This is a genomic window from Streptomyces sp. 378, assembly GCF_030124145.1.
Classification (GTDB): domain Bacteria; phylum Actinomycetota; class Actinomycetes; order Streptomycetales; family Streptomycetaceae; genus Streptomyces.
In genome coordinates, this window is record NZ_JASKMS010000002.1 from 145,722 (window position 1) to 171,791 (window position 26,070).

At 73.5% G+C, this 26,070-nt stretch carries 26 protein-coding genes and 1 pseudogene; 13 read left to right on the forward strand and 14 right to left on the reverse strand.

The annotated features are described in order from the left end of the window. Positions 1 to 58: 58 nt before the first annotated feature. Positions 59 to 727, reverse strand: a complete 669-nt coding sequence (locus QNO09_RS03535) for a TetR/AcrR family transcriptional regulator (protein ID WP_283968534.1) — start codon at positions 725 to 727, stop codon at positions 59 to 61. A gap of 129 nt (positions 728 to 856) precedes the next feature. Here QNO09_RS03535 and QNO09_RS03540 point away from each other — a divergent pair, with 129 nt between their 5' ends. Then, the gene (locus QNO09_RS03540; protein ID WP_283968535.1) at positions 857 to 1,420 is read left to right on the forward strand and encodes an NAD(P)H-dependent oxidoreductase; all 564 of its coding nucleotides are present in this window, start codon (positions 857 to 859) and stop codon (positions 1,418 to 1,420) included. Positions 1,421 to 1,736: 316 nt separating this feature from the next. Here the strand turns inward: QNO09_RS03540 and QNO09_RS03545 are convergent, their stop codons facing one another. The 4 genes from QNO09_RS03545 to QNO09_RS03560 are packed head-to-tail and all read right to left on the reverse strand — an operon-like array spanning position 1,737 to position 6,499. After that, a complete protein-coding gene (locus QNO09_RS03545) occupies positions 1,737 to 2,861 on the reverse strand; it encodes an XdhC family protein (protein ID WP_283968536.1) in 1,125 nt (374 codons plus the stop codon). After that, the gene (locus QNO09_RS03550; RefSeq protein ID WP_283968537.1) at positions 2,854 to 4,968 is read right to left on the reverse strand and encodes a xanthine dehydrogenase family protein molybdopterin-binding subunit; all 2,115 of its coding nucleotides are present in this window, start codon (positions 4,966 to 4,968) and stop codon (positions 2,854 to 2,856) included. The genes QNO09_RS03545 and QNO09_RS03550 overlap by 8 nt, the downstream gene beginning before the upstream one ends. Further along, positions 4,965 to 5,957, reverse strand: coding sequence for an FAD binding domain-containing protein (locus QNO09_RS03555; protein WP_283968538.1), 993 nt, complete (start codon positions 5,955 to 5,957; stop codon positions 4,965 to 4,967). The genes QNO09_RS03550 and QNO09_RS03555 overlap by 4 nt, the downstream gene beginning before the upstream one ends. Next, positions 5,954 to 6,499, reverse strand: a complete 546-nt coding sequence (locus QNO09_RS03560) for a (2Fe-2S)-binding protein (protein WP_283968539.1) — start codon at positions 6,497 to 6,499, stop codon at positions 5,954 to 5,956. The genes QNO09_RS03555 and QNO09_RS03560 overlap by 4 nt, the downstream gene beginning before the upstream one ends. A gap of 240 nt (positions 6,500 to 6,739) precedes the next feature. Between QNO09_RS03560 and QNO09_RS03565 the strand changes: the two genes are divergently transcribed. After that, entirely contained in the window at positions 6,740 to 7,318 is a 579-nt protein-coding gene (locus QNO09_RS03565) for a TetR/AcrR family transcriptional regulator (protein ID WP_283968540.1), read from the forward strand. Positions 7,319 to 7,504: 186 nt separating this feature from the next. Here the strand turns inward: QNO09_RS03565 and QNO09_RS03570 are convergent, their stop codons facing one another. Continuing rightward, positions 7,505 to 8,410: a LysR family transcriptional regulator gene (locus QNO09_RS03570; protein ID WP_283968541.1), complete on the reverse strand. Its 906-nt coding sequence runs from the start codon at positions 8,408 to 8,410 to the stop codon at positions 7,505 to 7,507. Positions 8,411 to 8,524: 114 nt separating this feature from the next. On the opposite strand from QNO09_RS03570, the gene QNO09_RS03575 reads away from it, so the two are divergent. The 3 genes and pseudogenes from QNO09_RS03575 to QNO09_RS03585 all read left to right on the forward strand — a co-directional run. Next, the gene (locus QNO09_RS03575; protein ID WP_283968542.1) at positions 8,525 to 8,764 is read left to right on the forward strand and encodes a hypothetical protein; all 240 of its coding nucleotides are present in this window, start codon (positions 8,525 to 8,527) and stop codon (positions 8,762 to 8,764) included. Between the two features lie 343 nt (positions 8,765 to 9,107). Beyond that, a complete protein-coding gene (locus tag QNO09_RS03580; RefSeq protein ID WP_283968543.1) occupies positions 9,108 to 10,082 on the forward strand; it encodes an alpha/beta hydrolase in 975 nt (324 codons plus the stop codon). 88 nt (positions 10,083 to 10,170) lie between these two features. Beyond that, a pseudogene (locus QNO09_RS03585) lies at positions 10,171 to 10,467 on the forward strand (helix-turn-helix domain-containing protein); the annotation flags it as partial. A 27-nt stretch (positions 10,468 to 10,494) separates the two neighbouring features. Here the strand turns inward: QNO09_RS03585 and QNO09_RS03590 are convergent. Next, positions 10,495 to 10,965 (reverse strand): hypothetical protein, encoded by a 471-nt coding sequence (locus QNO09_RS03590; RefSeq protein WP_283968849.1) that lies wholly within the window; start codon positions 10,963 to 10,965, stop codon positions 10,495 to 10,497. Positions 10,966 to 10,983: 18 nt separating this feature from the next. Between QNO09_RS03590 and QNO09_RS03595 the strand changes: the two genes are divergently transcribed. After that, positions 10,984 to 11,934: a helix-turn-helix domain-containing protein gene (locus QNO09_RS03595; protein WP_283968836.1), complete on the forward strand. Its 951-nt coding sequence runs from the start codon at positions 10,984 to 10,986 to the stop codon at positions 11,932 to 11,934. 329 nt (positions 11,935 to 12,263) lie between these two features. After that, complete coding sequence (locus tag QNO09_RS03600) at positions 12,264 to 13,454, forward strand: CaiB/BaiF CoA transferase family protein (RefSeq protein ID WP_283968544.1); 1,191 nt, start codon at positions 12,264 to 12,266, stop codon at positions 13,452 to 13,454. A gap of 23 nt (positions 13,455 to 13,477) precedes the next feature. On the opposite strand, the gene QNO09_RS03605 is transcribed toward QNO09_RS03600, so the two are convergent. The 3 genes from QNO09_RS03605 to QNO09_RS03615 form a co-directional block, all read right to left on the reverse strand. Next, positions 13,478 to 14,458, reverse strand: coding sequence for a TerC family protein (locus tag QNO09_RS03605; RefSeq protein WP_283968545.1), 981 nt, complete (start codon positions 14,456 to 14,458; stop codon positions 13,478 to 13,480). An 84-nt stretch (positions 14,459 to 14,542) separates the two neighbouring features. Further along, positions 14,543 to 15,187 (reverse strand): phosphoribosyltransferase, encoded by a 645-nt coding sequence (locus QNO09_RS03610; RefSeq protein WP_283968546.1) that lies wholly within the window; start codon positions 15,185 to 15,187, stop codon positions 14,543 to 14,545. A gap of 87 nt (positions 15,188 to 15,274) precedes the next feature. Then, on the reverse strand, positions 15,275 to 15,934 hold the full coding sequence (locus QNO09_RS03615) for a dienelactone hydrolase family protein (protein ID WP_283968547.1): 660 nt from the start codon (positions 15,932 to 15,934) through the stop codon (positions 15,275 to 15,277). Positions 15,935 to 16,052: 118 nt separating this feature from the next. Between QNO09_RS03615 and QNO09_RS03620 the strand changes: the two genes are divergently transcribed. The 3 genes from QNO09_RS03620 to QNO09_RS03630 are packed head-to-tail and all read left to right on the forward strand — an operon-like array spanning position 16,053 to position 18,153. Then, positions 16,053 to 17,042 carry a GlxA family transcriptional regulator gene (locus tag QNO09_RS03620; RefSeq protein ID WP_283968548.1) on the forward strand — a complete coding sequence of 330 codons (990 nt, stop codon included), beginning with the start codon at positions 16,053 to 16,055 and terminating at the stop codon, positions 17,040 to 17,042. Continuing rightward, positions 17,039 to 17,641 carry a DJ-1/PfpI family protein gene (locus QNO09_RS03625; protein ID WP_283968549.1) on the forward strand — a complete coding sequence of 201 codons (603 nt, stop codon included), beginning with the start codon at positions 17,039 to 17,041 and terminating at the stop codon, positions 17,639 to 17,641. The genes QNO09_RS03620 and QNO09_RS03625 overlap by 4 nt, the downstream gene beginning before the upstream one ends. 56 nt (positions 17,642 to 17,697) lie before the next feature. Beyond that, positions 17,698 to 18,153, forward strand: coding sequence for an archease (locus QNO09_RS03630; RefSeq protein WP_283968550.1), 456 nt, complete (start codon positions 17,698 to 17,700; stop codon positions 18,151 to 18,153). 182 nt (positions 18,154 to 18,335) lie between these two features. On the opposite strand, the gene QNO09_RS03635 is transcribed toward QNO09_RS03630, so the two are convergent. After that, a complete protein-coding gene (locus QNO09_RS03635) occupies positions 18,336 to 19,355 on the reverse strand; it encodes a sigma-70 family RNA polymerase sigma factor (protein ID WP_283968551.1) in 1,020 nt (339 codons plus the stop codon). 107 nt (positions 19,356 to 19,462) lie between these two features. Here QNO09_RS03635 and QNO09_RS03640 point away from each other — a divergent pair, with 107 nt between their 5' ends. Together QNO09_RS03640 and QNO09_RS03645 are read left to right on the forward strand one after the other, a co-directional pair. Next, entirely contained in the window at positions 19,463 to 19,915 is a 453-nt protein-coding gene (locus QNO09_RS03640) for a YbhB/YbcL family Raf kinase inhibitor-like protein (protein WP_283968552.1), read from the forward strand. A gap of 140 nt (positions 19,916 to 20,055) precedes the next feature. Next, positions 20,056 to 21,315, forward strand: coding sequence for an MFS transporter (locus QNO09_RS03645; RefSeq protein WP_283968553.1), 1,260 nt, complete (start codon positions 20,056 to 20,058; stop codon positions 21,313 to 21,315). Positions 21,316 to 21,331: 16 nt separating this feature from the next. Here QNO09_RS03645 and QNO09_RS03650 read toward each other — a convergent pair whose 3' ends face one another. Then, complete coding sequence (locus QNO09_RS03650) at positions 21,332 to 21,760, reverse strand: VOC family protein (RefSeq protein WP_283968554.1); 429 nt, start codon at positions 21,758 to 21,760, stop codon at positions 21,332 to 21,334. A gap of 483 nt (positions 21,761 to 22,243) precedes the next feature. Between QNO09_RS03650 and QNO09_RS03655 the strand changes: the two genes are divergently transcribed. Then, positions 22,244 to 23,431, forward strand: a complete 1,188-nt coding sequence (locus tag QNO09_RS03655) for a hypothetical protein (protein ID WP_283968555.1) — start codon at positions 22,244 to 22,246, stop codon at positions 23,429 to 23,431. Positions 23,432 to 23,494: 63 nt separating this feature from the next. On the opposite strand, the gene QNO09_RS03660 is transcribed toward QNO09_RS03655, so the two are convergent. Next, entirely contained in the window at positions 23,495 to 25,051 is a 1,557-nt protein-coding gene (locus QNO09_RS03660; RefSeq protein WP_283968556.1) for a protein kinase domain-containing protein, read from the reverse strand. Beyond that, entirely contained in the window at positions 25,048 to 25,845 is a 798-nt protein-coding gene (locus tag QNO09_RS03665) for a serine/threonine protein kinase (protein ID WP_283968557.1), read from the reverse strand. Before QNO09_RS03665 ends, QNO09_RS03660 begins: the two co-directional genes overlap by 4 nt. Between the last annotated feature and the right edge of the window lie 225 nt (positions 25,846 to 26,070).

The following is a 26,070-nucleotide window of genomic DNA, read 5'->3' on the forward strand; positions in this document are numbered from 1 at the left end:
CTTCAGGCGGGGGAGTTGTGAGGGAGTCGTGAGCGGTCACGGGGGTCCGTTCGCGCGCTCAGCCGCCCGCGGCCGTACCCGTCACCCGGTCGACGAGATCGGCCCAGGCGTCCTCCAGGCGGGCCAGGGGCATCCCGGACTGCCTGGTCAGGTGGTGGACCAGGGCCGGGTCGAGCTGACCCATCAGGGTGTGGGAGAGCAGTTCGCAGTCCGCCTCCGGGACGACCTGCCGCAGCAGGACGGCCACGTGGTGGTGGTGCACCCGGCGGGGCGGGGCGGTGAAGCGGCGGCCGGCGCCCGGCTCGGCGGCCAGTTGCAGCTCCAGTTCGTCGCTCGACCTGCGCAGCATCGCGCGGCCGAACGCCCGCAGCCGCTCCACGGGGGGTGCTCCGGGTCCGAGCGGCGGCGGGCCACTGAGGAAGGCGGCCTGGAACTTCTTCTCGGAGTGGTCGAGCAGCGCGGTCAGCAGGCCGGTGCGGTCGCCGAACCGGCGGAAGACCGTGCCCTTGCCGACACAGGCCTCGGCGGCCACCGCCTCCATCGTGACACCGTCCGCGCCGCGCTCCGCCACCAGCCGCGCGGCGGCCTCCAGCAGCCGGGCCCGGTTGCGCGCGGCGTCGGCCCGCAGGCACGGCTCGTCCGCCTCCAGGGCGGTGCCGAGCTGCAGCAGCTCGGGGTGGTCGACGGGCTCCTGGGGTGTCGGGACGGGCTGCGGGACGGCGGGCATGAAACCAGCCTAAAGCATCGGGAACAAAACTGGACCGGGGTCCGGTTAGGATGCTAGAACAATAAACGGACCTCGGTCCGGATCTTTGCGACCGTTCCAGAGCACTGTTTTCACTACGTGGGAGTCAGCATGTCTGTTCGTATCCTCGCTCTCGTCGGCAGCCTGCGCGCCGGCTCGCACAACCGCCAGCTCGCCGAGGCGGCCGTCAAGCTCGCTCCCGAGGGCGCCGAGGTGGACCTCTTCGAGGGCCTGGCCGAGATCCCGTTCTACAACGAGGACATCGACGTGGAGGGGAGCGTTCCGGCCGCCGCCGCGAAGCTGCGCGAGGCCGCGAACGCCGCCGACGGCCTGCTCCTCTTCACCCCCGAGTACAACGGCACCATCCCGGCCGTCCTGAAGAACGCCATCGACTGGCTGTCCCGCCCGTACGGCGCCGGTGCCCTCAGCGGCAAGCCGGTCGTCGTGGTCGGCACCGCCTTCGGCCAGTACGGCGGCGTCTGGGCGCACGACGAGACCCGCAAGTCCGTGGGCGTGGCCGGCGGCAAGGTCCTGGAGGACGTCAAGCTGTCCATCCCCGGCTCGATGACCCGCTTCGCCGAGACGCACCCGGCCGACGACGCCGAGGTCGCCGAGCAGCTGACCGAGGTCATCGCCCGCCTGCACGGCCACGTCTCCGCGCCCGCCGCGGCCTGACCGTCCTCACCTCGCGCCCACGGAGGGGCCGCGGCCGGCAACGGCCCCGGCCCCTCCGCCATGCCGTCGGCAGGGTCTGCGCCGACGGCGACCTCGCTGTTCACCTTGCCCCCGGGGTCTCCGCCGGCTGAGGCCCGGACCGGCCGGTGCCCAGACAGGCCGGTGTCCGCACCAGCTCGTGCCCGGACCGGCCCATCCTCGGATCGGCCGATGCCCGGACCCGCTCACCGTCAGACCGGCCCGCGCCCGTACCGGTCGATGCCCGGACCGGCCGGTGCGGCCGGTGCCCAGAGCGGCCGGTGCCCGGACCGGCGGCTCAGGCCGGCTGCGGCTCGCGTCCGGGCCTGTGGATCGGCGTGTCCGAGCCGGTGAGCGGTGTCCCCGTGCCGCCCTGTCGCGCCGCGATGATCTCCGCCGCGATGGACACGGCGGTCTCCTCGGGTGTGCGGGCCCCCAGGTCGAGGCCGATCGGCGACCTCAGCCGGGTCAGCTCGCGTTCGCTCACCCCCGCCTCGCGCAGCCGCCGGCTGCGGTCCTCGTGGGTGCGGCGGGAGCCCATGGCGCCGACGTACGCGACGGGCAGCCGCAGTGCCTCCGTGAGCAGCGGGATGTCGAACTTCGCGTCGTGCGTGAGCACGCACAGCACCGTCCGCCCGTCGGTCCCGGTGCGCCGGAGGTAGCGGTCGGGCCAGTCGACGACGATCTCGTGGGCCTCCGGGAAACGGGCCCGGGTCGCGAAGACGGGGCGGGCGTCGCACACGGTGACGTGGTAGCCGAGGAACCTGCCCGCCCGGACCAGGGCCGCCGCGAAGTCGATCGCCCCGAACACGATCATGCGAGGCGGCGGGACGGCCGACTCGACGAGCAGGGTGAGACCGCCGGGGCAGTGCGACCCGTCCTCGGAGACCTCCACCGTGCCGGTGCGGCCCGTGACGAGCAGGGCCCGAGCTCGGCCGGCCGCCGTGCGCTCCAGGTCCGGGTCGGCGCCGAGCCCGCCGTCGCCGGAGCCGTCGGGGCGGACCAGCAGAGCCCGGCCGAGGAGGGCGGCCGGGCCCCGGACCACCCGGGCGAGGGCCACGGGCTCGCTCCGGGCGGCGGCCGCCAGTGCGGCCGACTCGACCGCACGGCCGCCCACGAACGGGGTGATCATGACGTCGATGGTCCCGCCGCAGGTCAACCCCACCGCGAAGGCGTCCTCGTCGCTGTAGCCGAACCGCTCGACGAGCACCTCGCCGTCCCCGAGGGCCTGAAGACACAGGTCGTACACCGCTCCTTCCACGCAGCCCCCGGAGACCGAGCCGACCGCCGTGCCGTCGGCGGAGACGGCGAGCGCGGCGCCGGGAGGGCGAGGGGCGCTGCCTCCGACGCCGACGACCGTGGCGACGGCGAAGTCCCGGCCCTCCTCGATCCACGCGTGCAGGGGTCCCGCGAGATCAAGCATCGCCGCCCGCCAGCAGGACGCGGTCGGGCCGGATCGGCAGGTCGCGGTGGCGTACGCCGGTGGCGTGCCACACCGCGTTGGCGACCGCGGCGGCCGCGCCGACGATGCCGACCTCGCCGATGCCCTTGATGCCGACCGGGTCGTCCGGGTCGGGGTCGTCCACCCAGTCGGCCTCGATGTGCGGTACGTCGGCGTGCGCGGCGACGTGGTAGCCGGCCAGGTCGGCTCCGTAGACGCCGCCGCTCGCCCGGTCCCGGACCGCCTCCTCGTGCAGGGCCATGGAGATGCCCCAGGTCATGCCGCCGACGAACTGGCTGCGGGCGGTGAGCGGGTTGACGATGCGGCCGGCCGCGAAGATGCCCAGCATGCGGCGCACGCGGACCTCGCCGGTGGCCGGGTCGACGGCGACCTCGGCGAACTGTGCCCCGAAGGAGTGCCGCTCCTTCGGGGCGAGCGCGCCGACGGCTTCGGCGGTGTTCGACCGTACGGTCACGCCCTCCGGCGGGATGTCGGCGCCGGGCGCGAGGTTCCGGCGCAGTTCCCCGGCTGCGGCCGTGACGGCCCAGCCCCAGGAGCGGGTGCCGGCCGAGCCGCCGGCGATCATCGCGGGGCCGAGGTCGCTGTCCCCGATCCGCACCTGGACCCGGTCCGCGGGCACCTCCAGGGCGTCCGCGGCGACCAGGGTGAGCGCGGTCCTGGCGCCGGTGCCGATGTCCGCGGCGTTGATCCGCACCGTGAAGGTGCCGTCCGCCTGCGCGGTGACGGCCGCCGTGGACGGCATGGCCATCACGGGGAAGGAGGCCGCCGCGGTGCCCGTGCCGAGCAGCCAGCGGCCCTCCCTGCGCACACCGGGCCGCGGATCCCGCCCGTCCCAGCCGAACCTGCGGGCGCCCTCACGGAAGCAGGCGATCAGGTTGCGGCCGCTGAACGGGAGCCCGGAGACGGGGCCCACCGCGGGTTCGTTGCGGACCCGCAGCTCGATGGGGTCGATGCCGCACCGCTCGGCGAGCTCGTCGAGCGCCGACTCCAGCGCGAACGAGCCCGGTGCCTCCCCCGGGGCGCGCATCCAGGTCGGGGTCGGGACGTCGAGCCTGACGAGCCGGTTGTGCGTGTGATGAGCGTCGGCGGCGTACATCGAACGGCTCGCCGCGGCGCCCGGCTCGACGAACTCGTGCACGGTCGAGGTCTGGTTCAGCGACCGGTGCTCCAGGGCGCGCAGCCGCCCGTCCGCGTCGGCGCCGAGCCGGACCCGCTGGGCGGTGGGGCTGCGGTAGCCGGCGAGCGAGAACATCTGCCGGCGGGTCATGACGACCCTGACCGGGCGCTGCAGGACGGTCGCGGCCATCACCGCGGCCACCTGATGGGCGCGGGCGCCCTTGCTGCCGAAGCCGCCGCCGACGTGCTCGGACCGGACGCGCACCGAGCCGGGGTCGAGGGAGAACAGCTTGGCGAGCTCGTCGGCGACCCAGCCGGTGCCCTGGTTGGAGTCGACGACCTCGAGCCGGCCGCCCTCCCACCGGGCCGCCGCCGCGTGCGGCTCCATCGGGTTGTGGTGTTCCTCGGGGGTGGTGTACCGCTCGTCCACCACGACCGCGGACGCCGTGAGTTCGGCCTCCAGGTCGCCCTTCTCCACCACGGCCGGCAGGTGCCCGTCGAGCGGGTACGCCTCGGCGTCTCGCCCGGCGGAGAACGCCACGTCGTGCGGCTCCTGGTCGTAGTGCACCACCAGGGCCTCGGCGGCCTCCCTGGCCTGTTCGGAGGTCTCCGCGACGATCAGGGCCACCGGCCAGCCGGCGTGGGGCACCCGGTCGTGCTGGAAGAGGCCGACGCCCGGGTCCGGCGGGACGCCCAGGACACCGATGTAACCGGTGTCGACACGCGGGGCGTTGTGGTGGTGGAGCACGGTGAGGACACCGGGCATGCCGAGCACGGCCTCCGTGTCCAGGGCACGGATGCGGCCGCGGGCGACGGTGGACAGCACCAGCCAGCCGTGGGCGAGTGCGGCGAACGGGATCTCACCGGCGTAACGGGCCGCACCGGTGACCTTGTCGCGGCCGTCCACGCGCGTGTGCGCGGTGCCGACGGCTCCCTTGGTGGCGGTGGTCATCGGGCGGCCTCCTCGGCGAGTTCGCTCAGCACGGCCACGACGAGGTTGCGCATCAGGGTCACCTTGTATCCGTTGTCGGGCAGGGGCCGGGCGGCGGCCAGTTCGGCGTCCGCGGCGGCCGCGAAACGCGCCGCGTCGGCCGGCTCGCCCGTCAGGAGGCGTTCGGCCGCGCGAGCGCGCCAGGGGCGGGAGGCGACGGCGCCGAACGCCAGGCGCACGTCGTGCACGCGACCGTCCCGTACGTCGAGCGCGGCGGCGACGGAGCCGATGGCGAAGGCGTACGAGGCCCGCTCGCGCACTTTGCGGTAGCGGGAGTTGGCGGCTGTGCCGGTGGGCGGCAGAATCACGCCGGTGATCAGTGCGCCCGTCGGCAGGGCGGTCTCGCGGTGCGGGGTCTCCCCCACCGGCAGATACAGGTCGGCGAGCGGCAACTCCCCCGGCCCGTCGGCGGTTTCGTAGGTCACGCGCGCGTCGAAGGCGGTCAGGGCCACGCCCATGTCCGACGGGTGGGTCGCCACGCAGTGGCCGGAGGCGCCCAGGATGGCGTGGTTGTGGTGCTCACCCGCGATCGCGGGACAGCCGCTGCCGGGATCGCGCTTGTTGCAGGGCGAGTTGATGTCGGCGAAGTAGCCACAGCGGGTGCGCTGGAGCAGATTGCCGCCGACGGTGGCCATGTTGCGCAGTTGCCCGGAAGCGCCGGCCAGCACCGCTTGGGCGAGTGCGGGGTAGCGGCGTCGGACCTCCGGGTGGACGGCCAGGTCCGTGTTGGTGACGGTCGCCCCGATGCGCAGCCCGCCGTCCTCGGCCGGTTCGACGCGGTTCAGGGGCAGTTCGCGTATGTCCACGAGCCGGGCGGGCCGTTCGACGCCGGTCTTCATCAGGTCGACGAGGTTGGTGCCACCGCCCAGGAAGCGGGCCTGCCCGTCGCCGTCGAGCAGCGCCACGGCGCCGGAGACGTCGTACGCCCGTTGGTAGCCGAACTCCTTCATGCCGCGACCCCCTTGGTCTCCTCGGCGGCCCGGGCCACGGCCTGGACGATCGACACATACGCGCCGCAGCGGCACAGGTTGCCGCTCATGCGCTCCCGGATCTCCTCCGGGGTGAGCGGTGGTGGTCCCGCCTCGGGCCGGACGTCGCCGGTGACCGCGCTCGGCCAGCCGGCCGCGTGCTCCTCGATCACGGCGATGGCCGAACATATCTGCCCTGGTGTGCAGTAGCCGCACTGAAAGCCGTCCAGGTCGAGGAACGCCTGCTGCACCGGGTGCAGTCGATCTCCGTCGGCCACACCTTCGATGGTGGTGATCTCGCGCCCTTCGGCGGCGACCGCCAACTGCAGGCAGGCCACGCTCCGGCGGCCGTCGACCAGGACGGTGCAGGCGCCGCACTGCCCCTGGTCGCAGCCCTTTTTGGTGCCGGTCATGTCGAGGCGTTCACGCAGGGCGTCGAGCAGGGTGGTGCGGTGGTCGACGGTCAGCGTGTACTTCTCGCCGTTGACGGACAGGGTGAGGTCGCTGGACGTCGATGGGGGCATGGAAGCCTTCTCTCTCACATCGCGAGGTCGGGGAGCACGGCGCTGCGGCTGGAAGTGCCGTCGCGCGGCCGTGCGGGATGCGGGCGGGCCGGTCCAGGGCGCGGGAGCCGTGGACTGTCCGTACGGACGGCACGCCGATACGATGAGGCAAGCGGACAGTTGTCCGTTACCCGAAAAACTAACGGACAACTGTCCGCTTAACAAGAACCGAGTTTCGGCCATGGATCACGAGGAGGGCGAGTGCGGCAGAACAGGGACGCTCCGCTGCGCTCGGACGCACAGCGCAACCGCGAGCGCATCCTGGCGGTGGCGCTGGACGAACTGACGCGTTCGGCGGACGCCCCGCTGAGCACGATCGCCAGGAAGGCGGGCGTCGGACAGGGCACCTTCTACCGCCACTTCCCCACCCGTGAGGCACTCGTCCTGGAGATCTACCGGCACGAGATGCAGCAGGTGGCCGACACCGCGGCACCGCTGTTGGAGAGCCGGGAGCCCGACCGGGCGCTGCGCGAGTGGATGGACCGGCTGGCGCGGTTCGCCATGGCCAAGGCGGGCCTGGCCGACGCCATCCGCCAGGCCACCAGCGCACCGGGGCAGCCGGCGAAGCCGGGACACGCCCCGGTGACCGAGGCGGCCGAACTCCTGCTGCGAGCCGCCGAGAAGGCGGGCACCATCCGGCCGGGGATCACCGCGGACGACCTCTTCCTCGCCATCGGCGGACTCTGGACGATGGACCCCCGCGGCGACTGGCAGCCACGCGCCACCCGCCTGCTGGACTTCGTCATGGACGCGCTGCGCGTGGGGGCGCCCGGCCGCTGACGCACGGGGGCGGGCCCGGCCGACGACCTCCAGAGGGCGGGCCACCGGCCTCACAGAGGGTGCGGGCCCGGCCGACGACCTCCAGAGGGCGGGCCCGGCCGGCGACGCACAGGGTGCGGGCACCGGCCGGATCACGCAGGGGACGCGCCCGGCCGACAGGCCGGGCCCTGAGGGCTTCCGGGCCTTTCAGGCGATCGCTGTGGGTGCCAGTTTTCGCAGTTCCTCAAGTGCCGCCGTCACCGCCGGCCGGGCGTGCCCGCCGCCCCGGGTACAGGTCAGGAGCTTGCGGTGCGGGTTGCCCGTGCAGCGGACCCGGGTGATCGGCAGGTGCGGGGGCAGATGGGCCAGGCGCGGGATGAGGGCGACGCCGAGCCGGTGGGCCACGAGGTGGGCGCAGACGTTCCAGTCGAGGGCGTGATGGACGATGTCGGGGGTGAACCCGGCCGCGCCGCAGGCGGAGAGGACGCGCGGACGGCAGGGACTGTCCTCCACCGGCGCGATCCACGCCTCCCGCGCCGCCTCCGCGAGATCGACCCGGGCCCGCCCGGCCAGCCCGTGCCCTTCCGGTACGACCAGGTCGAACGGATCGTCGAGCAGCGGCCGCTGATCGAACCGCGCGTCGCTCAGCGGCGGGTTGTGCGGAGTCGTCTCGACGACCGCCAGGTCGGTCTCGCCCTCGAAGAGCAGGTCGAAGCTCTTCGGGACACCCACCTCGGTGATCCGGACGTCCAGCCGCGGATGCCGCTCCCCCAGCCGGGCCGCCATCGGCGCCAGCAGCACCGAGACGGCCACCGGGAAACCGGTCACCCGCAGCACCCCGGAGGGCGCCCCGTGATCGGCCCGCAGATCCAGTTCGGCCTGGTCCCAGCGGGCCTGGATGGCATCGGCGTGCGCCAGCAGACTCTCGGCGGCAGGGGTGAGCCGCACCCCGCGCCCTCGCGGCTCCAGCAGGTCGACGCCCAGGTCCCGGGCGAGCTGGCGGATCTGCTGGGAGGCGGCGGACGGCGTGAAGTGCAGGGCCCGGGCGGCCGCGGTGACCGTGCCGTAGTGGGCGACCGCCCTCAGGACGTGAAGTCGGCGCAGGTCGATCATAAAGGTCAGGCTTCACAGTGACGTACGGAAAGTCAACCTGGACGTGTACGGACCCGCGGACGCACTCTGGCTGTGTCGCGACATCCACCAGCCACGAGGGACGAGGAGTCAGACATGACCAGCACCGACGCCACCGCCTGCCCGCACTGCGGCCGGCCCGACGGCGAGCCGTTCCGGGTGCTGTCGCGGCACACCACGGCGACGGGCCGCACGGAGTGGACACGCTGCGGATGCGGCTCGCTCCAGGTCCGGGTCTCCGACGGCGGTCGCGGCACCCGTGTCGTCTCGCGCAGCGGGCCGGCACCCGCACCGGCCCTCGCACGGTCGACCACGGCGAGCCGCTGCGGCCTCTGACCGGCGCACGCACCTCGGCCCCCGACGAGCCGCGGCTCGGAGCGCCCCCGGCCGCGTGCACTACGCCTGTCGGCTCACCAGCGGCACGGTCCATGACCTGCGTATCGTGGTGGCGCCGTCGGCTCTCGGCGGGGCCCGGACGCCTGTCGGCTCGCGGCGGATCCGCGCGGGGGCGCCGATGTCTCGTTCGCCGCGGTGGCCCGGTACGCCGCCGTGACGCCACCCGCCGTGAACGCCACCCGCCGTACGGCGGGCAGCTCCCGCCGCCCGGCGGCGCCCGCGGGCGGGCCCGCGGACCGACGATGGCCGCACGAGCCACCGTGCCCCGCGTGAGGAGACGTCCATGCCGTACGTTCCGCCCCCGTTCGACCCCGAACTCGCCGCCGCCCTGGAACTGATCAAGGACATGATCAGTCCGGGGCTCACGCTCGACGAGATCGCCGAGGTGCGCCAGGGCCCCGGCATCCAGATGCTGGCCGAGCTCGACCTGACGATGGACGGGACGTTCGAGGTGGAGGACCGGCAGGTGCCGGGGCCGGAGGGCGAGCCGGACATCTCCCTGCTGATCTGCCGACCGGCAGCGCCCGAGACGGCCGGGCCACGTCCCGTGATCTACCACGTGCACGGCGGCGGCATGATCATCGGTAACAACCGGGTCGGGGTGGACGTCCCGCTGGCCTGGGCGCGGGCCCTGGACGCGGTCGTGGTGTCGGTGGAGTACCGGCTGGCACCGGAACATCCGCACCCCGCGCCGGTCGAGGACGCGTACGCCGGGCTGCTGTGGACGGCGGACCATGCCGCCGAACTCGACGCCGACCCCGAGCGGATCGTCATAGCGGGCGCGAGCGCGGGCGGCGGGCTGTGCGCGGCCCTGGCCCTGCTCGCCCGGGACCGCAAAGGTCCGCAGCCTCTCGGGCAGGTGCTGATGTGCCCGATGCTCGACGACCGCAACAACACGCCGTCGACGTACCAGATGGAGGGTCTCGGGGTGTGGGACCGCACCGCCAACGAGACCGGCTGGACCGCGCTGCTGGGCTCGCGCCGCGGCGGCCCCGACGTACCGGCGTACGCGGCACCGGCCCGGGCCGAGGACCTGACGGGATTGCCTCCGGCCTTCCTGGACGTCGGTTCGGCGGAGACCTTCCGTGACGAGGTCGTCGCCTACGCCTCGCGCATCTGGCAGGCCGGCGGGGTGGCCGAACTGCATGTGTGGCCGGGCGGTTTCCACGGCTTCGACGGGTTCGCGCCTCATGCTGCGGTGTCGCAGTCGGCGCGGACGGCGCATCTGGACTGGCTGCGCAGGCTGCTGGGGGCCTGAAGGCTGGGGGGCGGTGGGGGGCGGTGCCCGGGAAGCCGTCGAACGCCGACCGTCCCCGAAAGCCGCCGCATACCGCACCATGGGGCCTATGAAAGAGCTGGCCGGGCGGTTGACCGCCCTCGACCCGGACGCCGGTGCGGCGGTCCGGGTCATCGCCTACTTCGACCGCCTGGCCGAGTCCAGAGCCGGGCTGGAGGCACTCGTGCGCGGCGCCGCCGTCCTGGCCGGCTGCCCGGCCCGGCTGGTGGATCCCAGTCGGCGTGTGCACGTGAGGGTGGAGGCCGATGGCACCCGGCGGGACAGCGAAACCCCGCCCGACCCGGCCTGGCCCGCCGCGCGACTGAGCCCGGACGGTACGGCGACGCTGTGGCTGGAACGGGTCGGGGACGGTGCGGGGACGGCCGGGGTCGCGTCAGGCGTGTCCGGACACGATGCCGCCCGAGACGGAGCCGTCCAGGCCGGATCCGCCCGACATGGAGCCGTTCAGGCCGGAGCCGACCGAGGTGAAGTCGTCCAGGCCGGAGCCGCCCGAGATGAAGCCGACTGGGCTGGGACCGTTCGACATGAAGCCGTCCGGGCTGGATCCGGCCGACATGAAGTCGTCCAGACCGGAGCCGCCCGAGATGAAGCCGACTGGGCTGGGACCGTTCGACATGAAGCCGTCCGGGCTGGATCCGGCCGACATGAAGTCGTCCAGGCCGGAGCCGCCCGAGATGAAGCCGACTGGGCTGGGACCGTTCGACATGAAGCCGTCCGGGCTGGATCCGGCCGACATGAAGTCGTCCAGACCGGAGTCGGCCGAGATGAAGCCGTCCAGGCCGGAGCCGCCCGAGCTGGATCCGGCCGAGCTGGATCCGGCCGAAGTGCGGCCGACGCCGAGCACGGCGGATCGGCCGCGAGGGTGCCCGATGCGTCCACACCCGAGAAGGTGCGAACGCGGCACACTCTCAGCGTGGTCGACGCCGTGATCCTCGAACGGGCCGCCGGTGCCGTACGGCTGGTGCTCGACCGCACCCGCGGCCGGGCCCCGGCCGATGACCCCGCGCTGGTCGAGACGCTCCTCGACGCCACGGCCCCCGAACCGGCCCGGCTGCACGCGGCCCGCAGCCTCGGACTGGATCTCACAGCCCCGGCCCGGGCCCTCGCCCCGCTGAACGGCCGCCCACGGGTGATACCCGCCGGCCCGGCGGCCGTTCCGCACGGAAGTCACGCCACGGCGGAAGCCCGTGCCCGGCCTCGGACCTCTCCTGCCCTCCCCATACCCGGGACAGGTCCGGGGACAGCCTCTGCCTCAGGCCAGCCCGTGGCCCCGGAAGCCGCGCAGCCGACTGCGCGTGCCCGGACCGGCCCCGCCTCCACCGCAACCGCTGCCGTCACCGTCACCGGTCAGCGAAGCGCTCTCGCAGAGCCCGGCCTCCCCGACGGGCGCCTCGGCATCGGCCCCGCCGTCCCCGTGCTCGACCTGCCCCGGTCCTGGGCCGAGGCCCGTACCGCCCTGCGGTTCAGCGCCGAGGGCACCCCGCAGGACCCCGGGCCCCGGGTCGTCTACGCCGAGGAACTCGGCGGCATCGCGCTCCTCGCCGATGTCGTCGCACCAGGGGCGGAACCGCCACCCGACGTCCGCGCCCTGGAGACCGCCGCGGCGACCACGCCCTGGCTGTTCGCCACGGTGCACGCGGTCGTGTCCACGGCGAGCCTGCGGGCCGCGGCCGCCGAGATCAACGTCCACCACTCCACGCTCCAGGACCGCCTGGCCCATGCCGAGCACCTCCTGGGCTGGCCGATCCGCACCCCGCAGGGCCGACTGCGGCTGCAACTGGCCCTCACGATGCGGCACCTGTCCCGGCCGTAGCAGCCGTACGCCACGCGGCGTCTGCCGTACGCCCGGCCGTATCCGCCCTAAGCCCGGCCGCACCCACCCCACACCCGGCCGGGCCGTCATCGCCCCGCGCCCGGCCGTAGCCACCCCACACCCGGCCCGGCCGTATCCGCCCACGCCCCGCCGTGAGCTCCGTCGCCCCGAGCCCCGTCGCGCCGATGAAAGCCGCACGCCACCGGCATCGCCGCCCCGCGAAACCACCCGGCGGCGTGATCCGGATCGCGTCGGCGGCCCGCGCCGGTGTCCTGCCCCTGCGGCAGACTGTCCGAGCACCCTGCGTACACGATTCGGGAGCTTGAGGCATGAGCGTGCAGCGGTATCCCCTGGCCGGGGTCACGGTGGTCAGTCTGGAGCAGGCCGTGGCCGCGCCCTACGCCACCCGGCAGCTCGCCGACCTCGGCGCCCGGGTGATCAAGGTGGAGCGGCCGGGCGGCGGCGACTTCGCCCGTCGGTACGACACGACCGTGCACGGCCTTTCCAGCTACTTCGTATGGCTCAACCGTTCCAAGGAGTCGCTCACCCTGGACCTGAAGGACCCCCGCGGCCACGAGATCCTGCACGACCTCCTCGACGGCGCCGACGTCTTCGTGCAGAACCTCGCCCCGGGCGCCGCCGCCAGGCTCGGTCTGGACGCCGCCACGGTCACCGGCCGCCGCCCGAACCTGATCCCGTGCACGATATCCGGCTACGGCACCACCGGCCCCTGGGCCGACCGCAAGGCCTACGACCTGCTCGTGCAGTGCCAGACCGGGCTGGTGTCCCTGACCGGAACCCCCGAGGGGACCGCCCGGACGGGGATCTCCGTGGCCGACATCGCCGCCGGGATGTACGCCTACAGCGGGGTCCTCACCGCCCTGTACACGCGCGCCACCACCGGCGAGGCCCACCCCGTGGAGGTGTCCCTGTTCGAGGCGCTCGCGGAGTGGATGGGCCAGCCCGCCTACTACACCCGGCACGGCGGCACCCAGCCCCCGCGCATCGGCACCCGGCACGCCACCATCGCGCCGTACGGGACGTACACCGCCGCCGACGGCAAGGAGGTACTGTTCTCCATCCAGAACGAGCGGGAGTGGGCGGCCCTGTGCGCCGAGTTCCTCGGCCGGCCGGAGCTGGTCGACGATCCGCGCTTCGCCACCGGGTCCGACCGTGTCGCCCACCGGGAGGAGCTCGACGTCGTGGTCGCCGCGCGGTTCGCCCGTTCCGGCTCCGACGAGATCCTCAAGGACCTGGAGCGCATCGGCATCGCCTGCGCGGGGGTCAACGACGTCGCCGCCTTCCTGGACCACCCCGTGCTGGCCGCCCGTGGCCGCTGGACCGAGGTCGGGGTGCCGGGCGGCACCGTGGAGGCGCTGCTCCCGCCCGCCGACCTCGCCGACGTGCCCGCGCGCATGGACCCGGTTCCGGCGGTGGGCGAGCACACCGAGGCGATCCTCTCCGAACTGGGCCGCACCGCGGACGAGGTGGCGGCCCTGCGCGCGGACGGAGTCGTCTGACGGGCCTGGTCCTGCGGGGGGGGCTAGGAGGACTTGGGGGCCGACGGTGTCGCCGCCTCGGCCGCCTGCTTCTTCGACGCCCGCAGACTCGTGAACGTCGTCACCGCCAGGACCAGCACGATGAAGCCCAGTGAGAACGGGATGCCGATCTCGGGGACGTGGACGCCCGACTCGTGCAGGGCGTGCAGCACCAGCTTCACGCCGATGAAACCGAGGATGATCGACAGACCGTAGGAGAGGTGGACCAGCTTCTTCAGCAGGCCGCCGATGAGGAAGTACAGCTGGCGCAGGCCCATGAGCGCGAAGGCGTTCGCGGTGAACACGATGTAGGGGTCCTGCGTCAGGCCGTAGATGGCCGGGATCGAGTCGAGGGCGAACAGCACATCGGTCGAGCCGATGGCGAGCATCACGACCAGCATCGGGGTCATGATCCGCTTGCCGTTCTCGGTGATGAACAGCTTCGTGCCGTGATAGCGGTCGGCCACGCCGAAGCGCTGTTCCGCCATCTTCAGCAGCTTGTTCTCCTGGTACTCCTCCTCGTGGTCCTGGGTGCGCGCGTCCTGGACCAGCTTCCAGGCGGTCCAGATCAGGAACGCTCCGAAGAGGTAGAAGACCCAGGAGAAGGCGGAGATGATCGCCGCGCCGGCCGCGATGAACACGGCCCGCAGGACCAGGGCCATCAGGACGCCCACCATCAGTACCCGCTGCTGGTACTGCGTGGGCACCGCGAACTTCCCCATGATCAGGACGAAGACGAAGAGGTTGTCGACGCTGAGCGACTTCTCGGTGATGTATCCGGCGAAGAACTCGCCCGTGGGCCCGCTCCCACCGAAGTACCACAGCCCCACGCCGAACAGCAGGGCCAGGACGATCCACACCACCGTCCACGTCCCGGCTTCTCTGACGGACACGTCGTGCGGCTTGCGGCCGACGAAGAAGTCGACGGCGACGAGCAGGCACAGGGCTGCCACGGTCAGCAGCCACACGGACAGCGAGACGTTCACTGTTGCTCCTGGTGCAGGTGAGGGGGAAGGACATCCTGGTCCCCGATGGCTGGATTCCGCCACTCCTGCCAGGTGAACAACGGGTCAAAGCTGCACGTGGAAAGCTTCCAGGACGTCCTGGTCCGTCATCTGGTCGAAGTTCTCGTACCACAGGCCCACGGCCGTGAACGCGGCCGGCCGGTGCAGGCAGATCACCTCGTCGGCCTCCGCCCGCATCAGACCGGCTCCCTCCGGGGAGCACACGGGCGCGGCCAGCAGCACGCGTGCGGGCGCCTGACGGCGTACGAAGCGCAGCGCGGCGCGGGCCGTGGAGCCGGTCGCCAGACCGTCGTCGACGACGATCACGGTCCGTCCGCGCAGGTCCGGAGCGGGCCGTCCCTGCCGGTACAGCCGTTCGCGGCGACGCAGTTCGGCTCGTTCGCGTTCGATGACGGGGGCGAGGGCCGCCTCGCTGATGCCGAGGTGGCGAAGGGCGTGCTCGTCCAGGAGCGGCACCTCGTCCCCGGCCATCGCGCCGACACCGAGCTCCTCATGGCGGGGCGCCCCGATCTTGCGTACGACGAGCACGTCGAGCGGGGCGTCCAGCGCGGCGGCGACCTCGCGCGCCACGGCGACACCACCGCGGGGCAGGGCGAGGACGAGGGGGTCGGGCAGGTCCCCCTCGCGCTGCCGGGCGCGCAGTGTTTCGGCCAGTTCCTCACCGGCGTGCCGGCGATCACGGAACCGCATGACGGTCACCTCTTCCCACGGGAGCGGCCTTCGGCCGGTCCGCCTCCCGCGTACCCCCGGTCCGGCGGGGCGATGCGGGACCGGCGGTCACCGGCCGTCGGCGGTTCGCAGTTGCTCGTCGCACCACTGCCGGGCCGCGTCGGTGACCTGGTCGAGTGCCCCCGGTTCCTCGAACAGGTGGGTGGCGCCGGGCACCAGGCGGAGGGTGTGCGGTCCGGGCAGCCGCCGGGCGGCCTCCTGGTTGAGCCGCAGCACGTGGGTGTCCCGACCGCCCACGATCAGCAGCACCGGGGCCCGTACGGCATCCAGGGCGTCGCCCGCGAGGTCGGGCCGTCCGCCGCGCGAGACGACCGCCCGTACCCGGTGGGGTCGCTGCGCCGCGGCGACCAGGGCCGCACCCGCGCCGGTGCTGGCGCCGAACAGGACGACGGGCAGCTCCGAGGTGCCGGGCTCCCGCGCCAGCCAGTCGAGGGCGTCCGTCAGCCGGCGGCCCAACAGGGCGATGTCGAAGCGGAGTTCGGCGGTGACGGCGTCCTGGCGTTCCTCCTCCTCGGTGAGCAGGTCGATCAGCAGGGTGCCGAGTCCGGCGGCGCGCAGACCGGCGGCGACCTCGCGGTTGCGGGGGCTGTGCCGGGAGCTGCCGCTGCCGTGCGCGAACAGCACGACCGCACGGGCGTCCGCCGGCACGGCCAGATCGCCGGTCAGCCCGACACCGCCCGCGGACACGGTGACGGTCCGGGAGATCATCATCAGCCTCCTCTCGCCTCGCCTCCCGGGGTACCCGCCCCGGGAGGGACGTCCCGTGGCGCGATCTGTGGGATGCGTGTCGTTGACGCCGTGCCGGCGGCCGGTGGAACGTGAGGTCGTGACCGATCGCCGTGTTGTCTTCGTCGTCTTCGACGGCTTCCAGCCGCTCGACCTCACCGGGCCGCACGAGGTGTTCCACAGTGCGGGCGAGTACGCCTGCGAGGTCGTGGCCACAAGGGCGGGGCCGGTCCGGGCGGTGAGCGGGCTGCTCGTGCACGCCGGGCACGGCGTGGCGGACCTCGACCCCGCCGGGACGGACACCCTCGTGGTGGTCGGGGGCCGGGGCGTCGACCGGGCGCGGGAGGACGAGGCACTGGTCGCCTGGGTCGCCGCCGCCGCGTCCGGTGCCCGGCGGGTGGCCTCGGTGTGCAGCGGGGCGTTCCTGCTGGCCGCCGCGGGGCTGCTGGAGGGGCGGCGGGTCACCACGCACTGGGCCCGCGGGGAGCAGTTGGCCCGGGAGCATCCCGAGGTGCGCGTGGACTGCGAGCCGATCTTCGTCCGGGACGGGCGGGTGTGGACGTCGGCCGGGGTGACGGCCGGGATGGATCTGGCACTCGCCCTGGTGGAGGACGATCTGGGCCGGGACGTCGCGCACGAGGTGGCCCGTCGGCTGGTGCTGTTCCTGCGCCGCCCGGGGGGCCAGTCGCAGTTCAGTGTGGCGCTGTGGTCACGGCAGCCGGCGACGGACCCGGTGCGGGCCGCCGTCACCGCGATCCACGCCGATCCGGGCGCCCGGCACGACATCGCCGGCCTCGCCGCACACGCGGGGCTGAGCCCCCGTCACCTGCAGCGCCGTTTCACCGCCGAACTGGGCGCACCGCCGACGGCGTATGTCGAGCGGGTGCGCGTCGAGGCGGCGCAGCGCGCGCTCACGGACGGGGACGAGCCGGTCGAGACCATCGCCCGCCGCTACGGCTTCTCCACGGCCGAGACCCTGCGCCGTACGTTCCACCGCCGGCTCGGTGTCGCGCCGTCGGAATACCGCGCCAGGTTCCGCTCCACCGCGGGGCCCCTGGCAGATCCCGCAGAGGAAGGAAGAAGCGCGTGACGACCTACGGCCTGCTGGTTTTCGAGGACGCTGAGGAGCTCGACTTCGTGGGGCCCTGGGAGGTGTTCACCGTCTCGGCCCGGCTCCGGGCGGGCGGTGACTCGGCCGTGCTCATCGCCGAGCACCCCGGGCCGGTGCGCTGCAACAAGGGCCTGCGCGTCCTGCCCGACCACACCCTCGACGACCATCCGCCGCTGGACGTGCTGCATGTACCGGGCGGGCGCGGCGCGCGTGAGGTCCAGCCGCACAACCCGGTGGTCACCGGCTGGATCGGGAAGACGGCGGAGCGGACCGCGTGGGTGCACGGCGTGTGCACCGGCACGTTTCTGCTGCATGCCGCCGGGCCCGCCCGGGGGCGTCGGGTGGCCACACACCGGAGCTACGAGGACACCTTGGAGGCGCGGGGGGACGTGACCGTCGTCCGGGACGCCCGCTACGTCGTGGACGGCGGCCTGGTCACCAGCCAGGGCGTCTCCGCCGGTATCGACAGCGCGTTGTGGCTGGTGGGGCGGTTGCACGGGCGGGAGCACGCGCGGGAGGTGCGGCGCAGTGTGCAGTACGATCCGGCACCGCCGTATCTCGCGGACGAGCCCGTTTGATCGGCACGGCGGGGACGGCGCCGCATGGGTGGGCGAGCCCCGGGCAGGCGATGTCCATGGGCGGTGACACGGGCGACGGCGGGCAAGGGCGGCAGCCGGGCGAGTGCGGGCACCGGGCGGTGCCGCATCCGGGCGACATCCGGATCGAGGCGTGGGCGGCGTGCCGGGAGCATTGTCTGGCGGAGGCCGTCCTGGCGATGGTGGAGTGTTTCGCGAACGTCTCCGGGGTGCGGGCCACCGCTGTGGACCGGGTGCGGCTGCCCGAGGCCAGCGACGACGACCTGCTCGCCTCGCTGCTGGACGAGATCATCTTCCGGCTGGAGGTGTACGGCCAGGTGCCCGTGGACGTGGAGGCAGACGAGGCCGACGGCGGCCTGGACGTACGCCTGGCGGTCACCGGCATCGCCGACGTGGAGATCACGGGGGCGGTTCCGACGGCGGTGGTGTGGAATCGGCTGCGGATCGGGCCGGATCCCTTCGGGTGGTCGTGCGCGGTGACGGTCGACGCCTGACCTCGGCGGCGAGGGCTGGTCGGTCGCGGCGGCCGGTCGACCGCGGAAGCGAGGGCCACAACGCGTCGCGGACCGACGGGCGGATCGGCGCCCTGTCCACGCCGTTCGGCGAGCAGCAGTGCCCGATCCCGCACGTCGTCGCGGCGCCGGACGCCGTAGCGCGAGGCGGGACGGGCGGGGCGTCAGCCCGCCCAGGCCACCAGCCGTTCGCGGTTGCCCGGCTCCCGCAGCCGGGCGAGCGACTCCTTCTCGAGTTGGCGTACCCGCTCGCGGGTCAGACCGACGCGCCGCGCGACCTCGTTCAGGGTGCGGGGGTGCCCGTCGTGCAACCCGTAGCGCAGGCTGAGGATCATCGACTCGCGGGGCGCGAGCGTGCCGACGGCCTCGCGCAGTTCCTCGGCGAGCGCCCGGAACTCGGCCACCTCCGGGGCCCGGAGCACCTCGGTGTCGGCGATGAGGTCGCCGACGACGGTCTCGCCCTTGTCGTCCACCGGTGTGTCCAGGCTGACGGCGTCCCGTCCGACATGGCGCAGCCAGCCGATCCTGTCCTCGGCGAGGCCGCTCTCGCGGGCCACCTCCTCGACGGTCGGCTCCCGTTCGAGGTCGAGTCGCAGCCGCCGCTCGACCTTGGCGATCTTCTGCAGCTGCTCCACGACGTGCATCGGCAGCCGTACGGAGCGGGCGTGCGCGGCCAGGCCCCGTTCGATCGCCTGGCGGATCCACCAGGTCGCGTACGTGGAGAACTTGAAGCCCTTGGTGTGGTCGAACTTCTCCACGGCCCGGATCAGCCCCAGATTGCCCTCCTGGATGACGTCCAGCAGGGGCAGACCGCGGTGGGCGTGCCGCTTGGCCATCGACACGACGAGCCGGAGATTGGCGCGGACCATGTGGTCCTTGGCCGCCTGCCCGTCGCGCACGGCGTCCTCCAGTTCCCGGCGCCGCTTCGCCGTGAGGCCGCGTTCACCGGCGTCGGCCAGCTCCAGCTCCTCCAGCGCCCGGACGCCTGTCTCCATGCGCCGGGCCAGCCGCACCTCGTCCTCGGCGGTGAGCAGCGGGGTCGCCGAGATCTGTGCGAGGTACTGGCCGAGGAGGTCCGGTTCCTCGTCGGGCTCGGGGATACGGCTGCGCAGCCGCGCGGTGCGGGCGGGGGCGCGGCGGTCCTCCCGGACCTCGTCCGCGGTGTGTTCTGCCAGGGGGGACATCGTCGGGTTTCCTCACTCCCCCGCCTCGTTCGCTCGCCCTGCCGGGTACCCGGGGGATCCGGTCGCGAACCGTGTGCCCCGCGACCCCCGGGGGTACCCCGGGCGACATGACCGGCATCGAACTCAGCAGCGACGCGTTCAACGACCACTCCTTCATCGCGCGCCGGCACTCCTACGAGGGACCGAACATCTCTCCGCCGCTGACCTGGAGCGGTGTACCGGACGACGCGGCCGAACTGGTCCTGCTGTGCGAGGATCCCGACGCCCCGTCGGGGACCTTCGCGCACTGGGTCGTGGTCGGCATCGACCCGCACAGCGACGGCGTCGGGGCCGGGCAGAGCCCGCCGGGCGGCACGGAACTCATCAACGGCTACGGGCAGCACGGCTGGGGCGGCCCGCATCCGCCGCCGGGTGACGACGCCCACCACTACGTCTTCCGGCTCTACGCCCTGTCCGAACCGTGTGTCCTGCCCGACGCCCCGCGCGCGGACCAGGTGCACGAGGAGGTCGAGCGGCGCCGCCTGGCGGACGGGACCCTGGTGGGGCTGTACCAGCGCTGAAGTTCCACGCCCCTCACGGTGTCACAACGGTTGGTTGTGGCGCGGGCGGGGCGCGGTTGTTTGCCCGGCCTGCCGGCTTCTCGCTTGGATGACTCTCGGACAACATCGGGTTGTCCGGAAGAGCGGGGAGTGCGCCGGGGATGGCGGGCAGACGGTCGCTGGGGCGACGGTTCGGGTGGCTGTGGGGCGCGTACGCGGTCAGCACGGCGGGCACATGGCTCGCCTTCGACGCGTTCGCCCTGATCGCGGTCCTGGCGCTGGGCGCCGGGCCGACACAGGTGTCGCTGCTGGCCGCGGTGGGACCGGCGGTCGGCGCGGCGGTGTCGGTGCCGCTCGGGCCGTGGGTGGAGATCCGCCGCAAACGGCCGGTGATGATCGCGGCGGACCTGGTCCGGTGCGTGATGCTGCTGAGCATCCCCGTGGCGTTCACCGCCGGCCGGCTGGGCTTCGGCCAGTTGCTGCTGGTGTCGGTGGCCGTGGCGGCGGCCGACATCACCTTCAACGCGGCGGCCGGGGCGTTCCTCAAGGATCTGCTGCCGCGGCGGGACCTGCTCGTCGCGAACGGACGCTTCGAGGCGACGACCTGGACCGCCAGCATGGTCGGCCCGCCGCTGGGAGGGGCCGCGATCGGCCTGTTCGGACCGGTGACGACGGTGGTCGCCGACGCCGTGAGCTATCTGCTCTCGGCGATCGGCATCCGGGCCGTCGGCGACACCGAGAAGCACCCGGCACGGCCGCGCCCCGCGGTGCCCCGGGCCGGTGAACTGCTCGACGGCTGGCGCCACATCCTGGCCGACCCGGCCCTGCGCCCGCTGTTCCTCAACTCGCTCCTGGTGAACTCCCTGATCATGGCGGCCTCTCCGCCGCTGCTGGTCCTGATGGTCGACGACCTGCACTTCGCGCCGTGGCAGTACGCCCTCGCCTTCGCGGTGCCCTGCACCGGCGGCCTGCTCGGCTCCCGCCTGGCTCCGCGCCTCGTCGCACGCCACGGCCTCCACCGCGTCCTGCTCACCGCGGGGGTGCTCCGGGCCTGCTGGCCGATCGGCCTGGCCTTCACCGGTCCCGGGGTGCCCGGCCTGGCGCTCATCGTGCTGGTCGAGTTCGGCCTGATCACCTGCTGCGGCGTGTTCAACCCGGTCCTCGCCACCCACCGCCTCGACCGCACCCCCGGGGACCGGGTCACCCGCACCCTGGCGGCCTGGTCGGCCACCGGCAAGGCCACCACCGCCGTGACGACCGCCCTGTGGGGAGTGCTGGCCGCCCGGACCGGTCCCCGGACGGCCATCGCACTGGCCGGTGCCCTGCTGCTCGCCACGCCGCTGCTGCTCCCGCGCCGGGAGCACACCACGGGGGCCGGTTCCGAACCGGCCCCCGTGACAGTGCATTCGGACGACGGCTGACCGGCCCGGGGCCGGTTCAGACCGCCCCGGGCACGTCCTCCGTGACCCCGTTCAGCTTCGAGGCCGGATCCGTGCCGTACGGGCGGGTGAGTATCTCCATGCCGTGGCCCGCCGGGTCCAGGAAGTAGACGCCCCGGCCACCGTCGTTGCGGTTGATGCGACGGGGATGGTTGCCGTGCGGGTCGGCCTGGAGGGGCACGCGGGCCTTCACGAGGCGGGCCAGGGCGTCGTCGAACTCGTCCTCGGAGACGAGGAACGCGTAGTGCTGCATGGGGATGTCGGCGTCGATGGTGAGGAAGTCCAGCGTGACGCCGTTGTCGGTCGTCACCGGCAGGAACACCCCGGTCGGTGCGCCGACCTCCAGTCCCAGGATGTCTGCGAGGAAGTGAGCGGACTTCTCCCGGTCACGGGACAGGACGATGGTGTGGTTGAACTCGACTGACACGGTTGAATGCCTCCACGGGCATCTCCGCGGCGCCTCCATGCCTCACCCGGCCGGTGACCGGCACGCGATGCCGCGCGGTGGATCGTAGACAGCGGTGGCGTGGGGCGTCGAGCGGTTTTCGGCCGTGTCGCGGGTCCGTCGGGCACGGGCTCACCCGTCCGGGATGCCCCCCCGCTGATCCTGACAATTGTCAGGACCGTGCGGTTCCGCGTCTCCCTGCAGTTCTGACCGTCGGCAGGCAGCCCGCTCCGGGCACCGCGGACCCGGAAGGACCACCTCCGGCCACACCATCCTCACCTTCGTCCTACGGGGGACAGACCCATGAAGCGACTGATCAGCCGTACCGCCCAGGGACGAATCCGCAGGTCGCCCCGATCCGCCCAGCCCTGACATTCGTCAGGGCCGCCGGGCCCGCCCGGACTCCTATCGTGGCGCCGCGGGCCAAGGTCCCGTAGGACACCGGGCGATCCAGGAAGGGCAACCATGCGCATGCTCCTGCGCGGCGCGGCCGCGCTCGCGGCCGTCGTCACGGTCGCGTCACTCACGAGCGGTGCGGCGGCGCAACCCCGGACGGGCAAGCCCGCCGGTACTTCCCAGACCTCCGCGACCGCCCAGGTCCCACCCGGTGTCACCGCCGGCGTGGCCGTCTTCGACCGCGAGACCGGCACGTTCACCGAACAGATCAACGAGAGCGCGCAGTTCCGTTCCGCCTCGGTCGTCAAGCTGCTGCTGGCCCTGGACTTCCTGTGGGACCGCGGGCCCGACCACACCATCCCCCCGGCCGACCGCGCCCGGCTGGAGCCGATGCTGCGCGGCAGCGACGACGACGCCGCGAACCACTACTGGTCGACGTACGGCGGCCCGGCGATCATCGAGCGGATGCTCGACCGGCCGTCGCTCGGTCTGCGCGACACGGCGCCACCGCCCACCGGGTACGCGGGCTTCTGGGGCTACACCGCCCTTTCCGCCCGGGACACGGTGGCGAGCTACCGGTACATCCTGGACAAGGCGCCCGCACCCGTGCGCACCTTCATCATGGACAACCTGCGCCGCTCCACCCGCTGCTCGACCGCCGACCACTTCGACCAGCACTTCGGCATCGCGGGGGCGTTCGACCGGCCCTGGGCGGTGAAACAGGGCTGGTCCGGGGCGTTCGGGACGGGCACGTGCGGCTCCCGGGCGGCGACCTCGGGAGCGCGGAAGGAAGCCGCCCCCGCTCCCCGCGCCGCCGCGGCCGTGGACCTCACGCGCCCCGCCCTGCACACCACCGGCACGGTGGGTGCCACCGACCGTGCCATCGTGGCCGTGCTGTCGCTGCACCAGGACGGCACGTCGTACGGCAAGGCGTACACCGACCTCGGCCGGCTGACCCGTTCGCTGAAGGTGCCGGGGGCGAAGCAGCCCGCCGGAACCTGGTTCGGCACCTGGGGCGAGTCCGTGAACGTCCGCAAGGGGCCGTCCACCGACGGTGACCCGCTGACGAAGCTCCCGGCCGGTGTGGAGGTCCTGGTGGGCTGCCAGGCCCGGGGCGAGGTGGTCGATGTGCCGCCGTACACCAACGAGTGGTGGGCCTATCTGCCCCAGTACGGGGGCTACATCTCCAACATCTACATCAGCTCGCCGGACAACCGGCTGCCGAACGTCCCGGAGTGCGGCCTGCCGCCGCGGTGACGGGAACGGGGGACGAGCGGTGGGCGGGGCCTGGGCCCCGTCCACCGCTCGCGTTCGTGCGGCTCAGCGCTGGTACTCGGCGAGGTAGCGCATCACCTTGTCCACGTGCGGCCGTACCCGCTCCGGCACGCCGCGCTCCTCGATGACCGTGCGGTCACTGGTGCGGTAGCCGGCCGCGACGAGCGCGGGCAGGTCCTTCTTCGGCAGCCCGGCCTGTTTGAAGCGCTGGTCGAGCCAGCACACGTACAGGCTCATGGTGGAGATCGCGTCCGGCGGCGACATGTGGTCCTTGTCGCCGTCGCCGTCCCCGTCCACGGCCCAGGCGCGGAACACCGACGGTGTCCACATGGCGATGCCGTACTCCTCGCTCTCCGGGCGGGAGGCGTTCGGGTCGAAGTCGCTCTCCGCCTTGACCAGCGCGGCGAGCAGGGCGGGGGTGATCTCCTCGTCGGTGCAGCGGTGCGCCGCACGGGCGATGACGGGGCGCAGTTCCTCGGGCACGTCGGAGTCCTCGGGGATCTCGCCGGCCGGCGGGCCGGACGTGGGCGTACCGGTGGCGGCGGGGGTGTCGCGGTCTTCGTCCCGGGTGCCGCCTCCGCCGCCCCCGAGCAGGGCCGCCCCGGCGACCGCGGCGGCGGTCAGGACGACGAGTCCGGCCGCGGCCGCGGGCACCAGGCGTCTTCGGCGGCGGTGCGGGCCGCCGGTGAGGGCCTGGACCCGGGCGGCGACACCGGCGGCCGTGTGCGGGAGGCGGGCGGCGTGGTCCGGGGCGAGGCAGTCGGCGATCAGCCGGCGCATGTCCTCGTCGAGGCCCGCGTCGAGGCGCAGGGGCGCGGTGCCGCGGGCGTAGGTCTGGGCGGCCAGCGAGCGGGCCCGGGCCGTCGCGCCGGGGAAGGGGTGGAGTCCGCCGGTGAGCACCTGGTGGGCGAGGACGCCGAAGGCCCAGATGTCGGCGGTGGGCCGGACGACGGCGCCCTGGGCGCCGGTGCGCTGCGACCACCACTCGGGGGGCAGATGGTCGAGGGTGCCCAGCGGCGGCAAGTGGGCGTGGGTGCCGTCGAGTTCGGTGGTGAGACCGAAGTCGGCCAGCCACACCCGACCGCCGGGGCCCAGCAGGACGTTGGCGGGCTTGAGGTCGCCGTGCACCCAGCCGGCGTCGTGCATGTGGGCGAGTCCGGCGGCGACACCGCGCAGGACGCGGTCGGCGTCCGCGATCGGCCCGCCCGTCTCCGCGGCGTCCAGTACGTCCTTGAGGCTGGCCTCGGCCCGGTCCATGACCAGCGCGATCGCGCCGTCCAGGGCGGGCAGTTCAGGTGCCTCGACGGTGCACACGGCGTGGGTGCGGACGAGGTGGGGGTGGTCGGCCTCGGCGCTGAAGCGGACCTCGCGGGCCACGAGTTCCCCGAGTGCGGCGCGTTGTCCGGGGCCCAGGGCGCCGGTCGGCAGCACCTTCACCGCCGCGGGCGTGCCGTCGTCGACCTTGCGGGCCTCGTAGACGGTGCCCCAGCCGCCGGAACCGATGACCGGGCCCAGTTCCCATCCGTCCATGCGGAACCCCTCCGGCAGACCGGGTGGGCGGGATGCTTCCAGTTCGTCGTCCCGTTCGTCGGGCGTCGTCATGCGCCTGCCTCCTGCGGGTCGGCGAGGCGGGCGGCGCCGCGGGGCGGCAGCAGGCCGAGGTGCTCCTCGCGGACCAGGCCGAAGCGCAGGGCGACGGAGGCGAGCCGGGTGCGCTTGGCGCCGGTGCGACCGCCGTCGGCGGCGGCCGTGGCCTCCTCGCCGGGGTCCAGGCGCAGTTTGGCGAAGGCGAGGTAGTCGATGTGGTAGTTGACCGCGGATCGGGTGAGGTCCCGGCAGGACTCCAGCGGCCGCAGCCGCTCGACGATCTGCCCGACGCCGGGCAGTGCCGAGTCGGAGGGGTCACGCAGCCGGGGTTCGCACAGGGCCACCAGGACGAGGAAGTACTTCGAGGTCGGGTCCAGGGCGAAGGGGTGGACGGTCTGTTCGCCGCCGCCCGGCATGGCCTGCTCGCCGAGATAGGCGTGCTGGGGCGCGAACACCTTGAACGTGGCGGTGCCGGACAGGGCGGGCAGCACCACGCGGGAGAACTCGAAGGGCACGGGTGCCCCGAGCCGCCCCGGCGCGACGGTGAGGTACTCGCCGGCCCCCTCCAGGTTCTCCACCACGTACGAGACGCTGCGGCTGAAGTTGGACAGCCGCCAGTAGTCCCCGGCCGCTTCCAGTTGCCCGGCCCGGCGGGAGACGCCCGGGTCGGGCAGGACGATGCGGACCCCCGTTCGGCCGCGTCCGAAGTCCGCGATGTCCCCCGGCCCCAGGTGGATCAGTTCGGGACTGCCCGTCTCGTCCCCACCCCACTGGGCGGTTCCGGGCAATTGCACGATGATCGTTTCCACGCGGACTCCCCCGCTGCTGTCGCCCCCGATTTGGTCGCGAGGATTGTACGGTCGGCTTCCGCTTCCCGCGGAGCCGGCGGTGCCGCCTCCGCGGGCTGTGTTCCGGGCATCGTGCGACGAACACGCGTTCCCGGCCGGTCGGTCCGGTGCGTCCCGTACGCCCTGCACCACACAGCCCTGCGACGAGTGCCGTCTCGACGTCCCGCCGCTCGCGAAAGCACGGGG

Coding starts and splice junctions, on each gene's coding strand:
- QNO09_RS03630 (WP_283968550.1), top strand. CDS start 17,698: ATGGGCGGTGACACGGGCGACGGCGGGCAAGGGCGGCAGCCGGGCGAG.
- QNO09_RS03550 (WP_283968537.1), bottom strand. CDS start 4,968: ATGACCACCGCCACCAAGGGAGCCGTCGGCACCGCGCACACGCGCGTG.
- QNO09_RS03580 (WP_283968543.1), top strand. CDS start 9,108: ATGCCGTACGTTCCGCCCCCGTTCGACCCCGAACTCGCCGCCGCCCTG.
- QNO09_RS03540 (WP_283968535.1), top strand. CDS start 857: ATGTCTGTTCGTATCCTCGCTCTCGTCGGCAGCCTGCGCGCCGGCTCG.
- QNO09_RS03645 (WP_283968553.1), top strand. CDS start 20,056: ATGGCGGGCAGACGGTCGCTGGGGCGACGGTTCGGGTGGCTGTGGGGC.
- QNO09_RS03545 (WP_283968536.1), bottom strand. CDS start 2,861: ATGCTTGATCTCGCGGGACCCCTGCACGCGTGGATCGAGGAGGGCCGG.
- QNO09_RS03615 (WP_283968547.1), bottom strand. CDS start 15,934: ATGATCTCCCGGACCGTCACCGTGTCCGCGGGCGGTGTCGGGCTGACC.
- QNO09_RS03635 (WP_283968551.1), bottom strand. CDS start 19,355: ATGTCCCCCCTGGCAGAACACACCGCGGACGAGGTCCGGGAGGACCGC.
- QNO09_RS03610 (WP_283968546.1), bottom strand. CDS start 15,187: ATGCGGTTCCGTGATCGCCGGCACGCCGGTGAGGAACTGGCCGAAACA.
- QNO09_RS03560 (WP_283968539.1), bottom strand. CDS start 6,499: ATGCCCCCATCGACGTCCAGCGACCTCACCCTGTCCGTCAACGGCGAG.
- QNO09_RS03655 (WP_283968555.1), top strand. CDS start 22,244: ATGCGCATGCTCCTGCGCGGCGCGGCCGCGCTCGCGGCCGTCGTCACG.
- QNO09_RS03575 (WP_283968542.1), top strand. CDS start 8,525: ATGACCAGCACCGACGCCACCGCCTGCCCGCACTGCGGCCGGCCCGAC.
- QNO09_RS03555 (WP_283968538.1), bottom strand. CDS start 5,957: ATGAAGGAGTTCGGCTACCAACGGGCGTACGACGTCTCCGGCGCCGTG.
- QNO09_RS03535 (WP_283968534.1), bottom strand. CDS start 727: ATGCCCGCCGTCCCGCAGCCCGTCCCGACACCCCAGGAGCCCGTCGAC.
- QNO09_RS03570 (WP_283968541.1), bottom strand. CDS start 8,410: ATGATCGACCTGCGCCGACTTCACGTCCTGAGGGCGGTCGCCCACTAC.
- QNO09_RS03660 (WP_283968556.1), bottom strand. CDS start 25,051: ATGACGACGCCCGACGAACGGGACGACGAACTGGAAGCATCCCGCCCA.
- QNO09_RS03600 (WP_283968544.1), top strand. CDS start 12,264: ATGAGCGTGCAGCGGTATCCCCTGGCCGGGGTCACGGTGGTCAGTCTG.
- QNO09_RS03640 (WP_283968552.1), top strand. CDS start 19,463: ATGACCGGCATCGAACTCAGCAGCGACGCGTTCAACGACCACTCCTTC.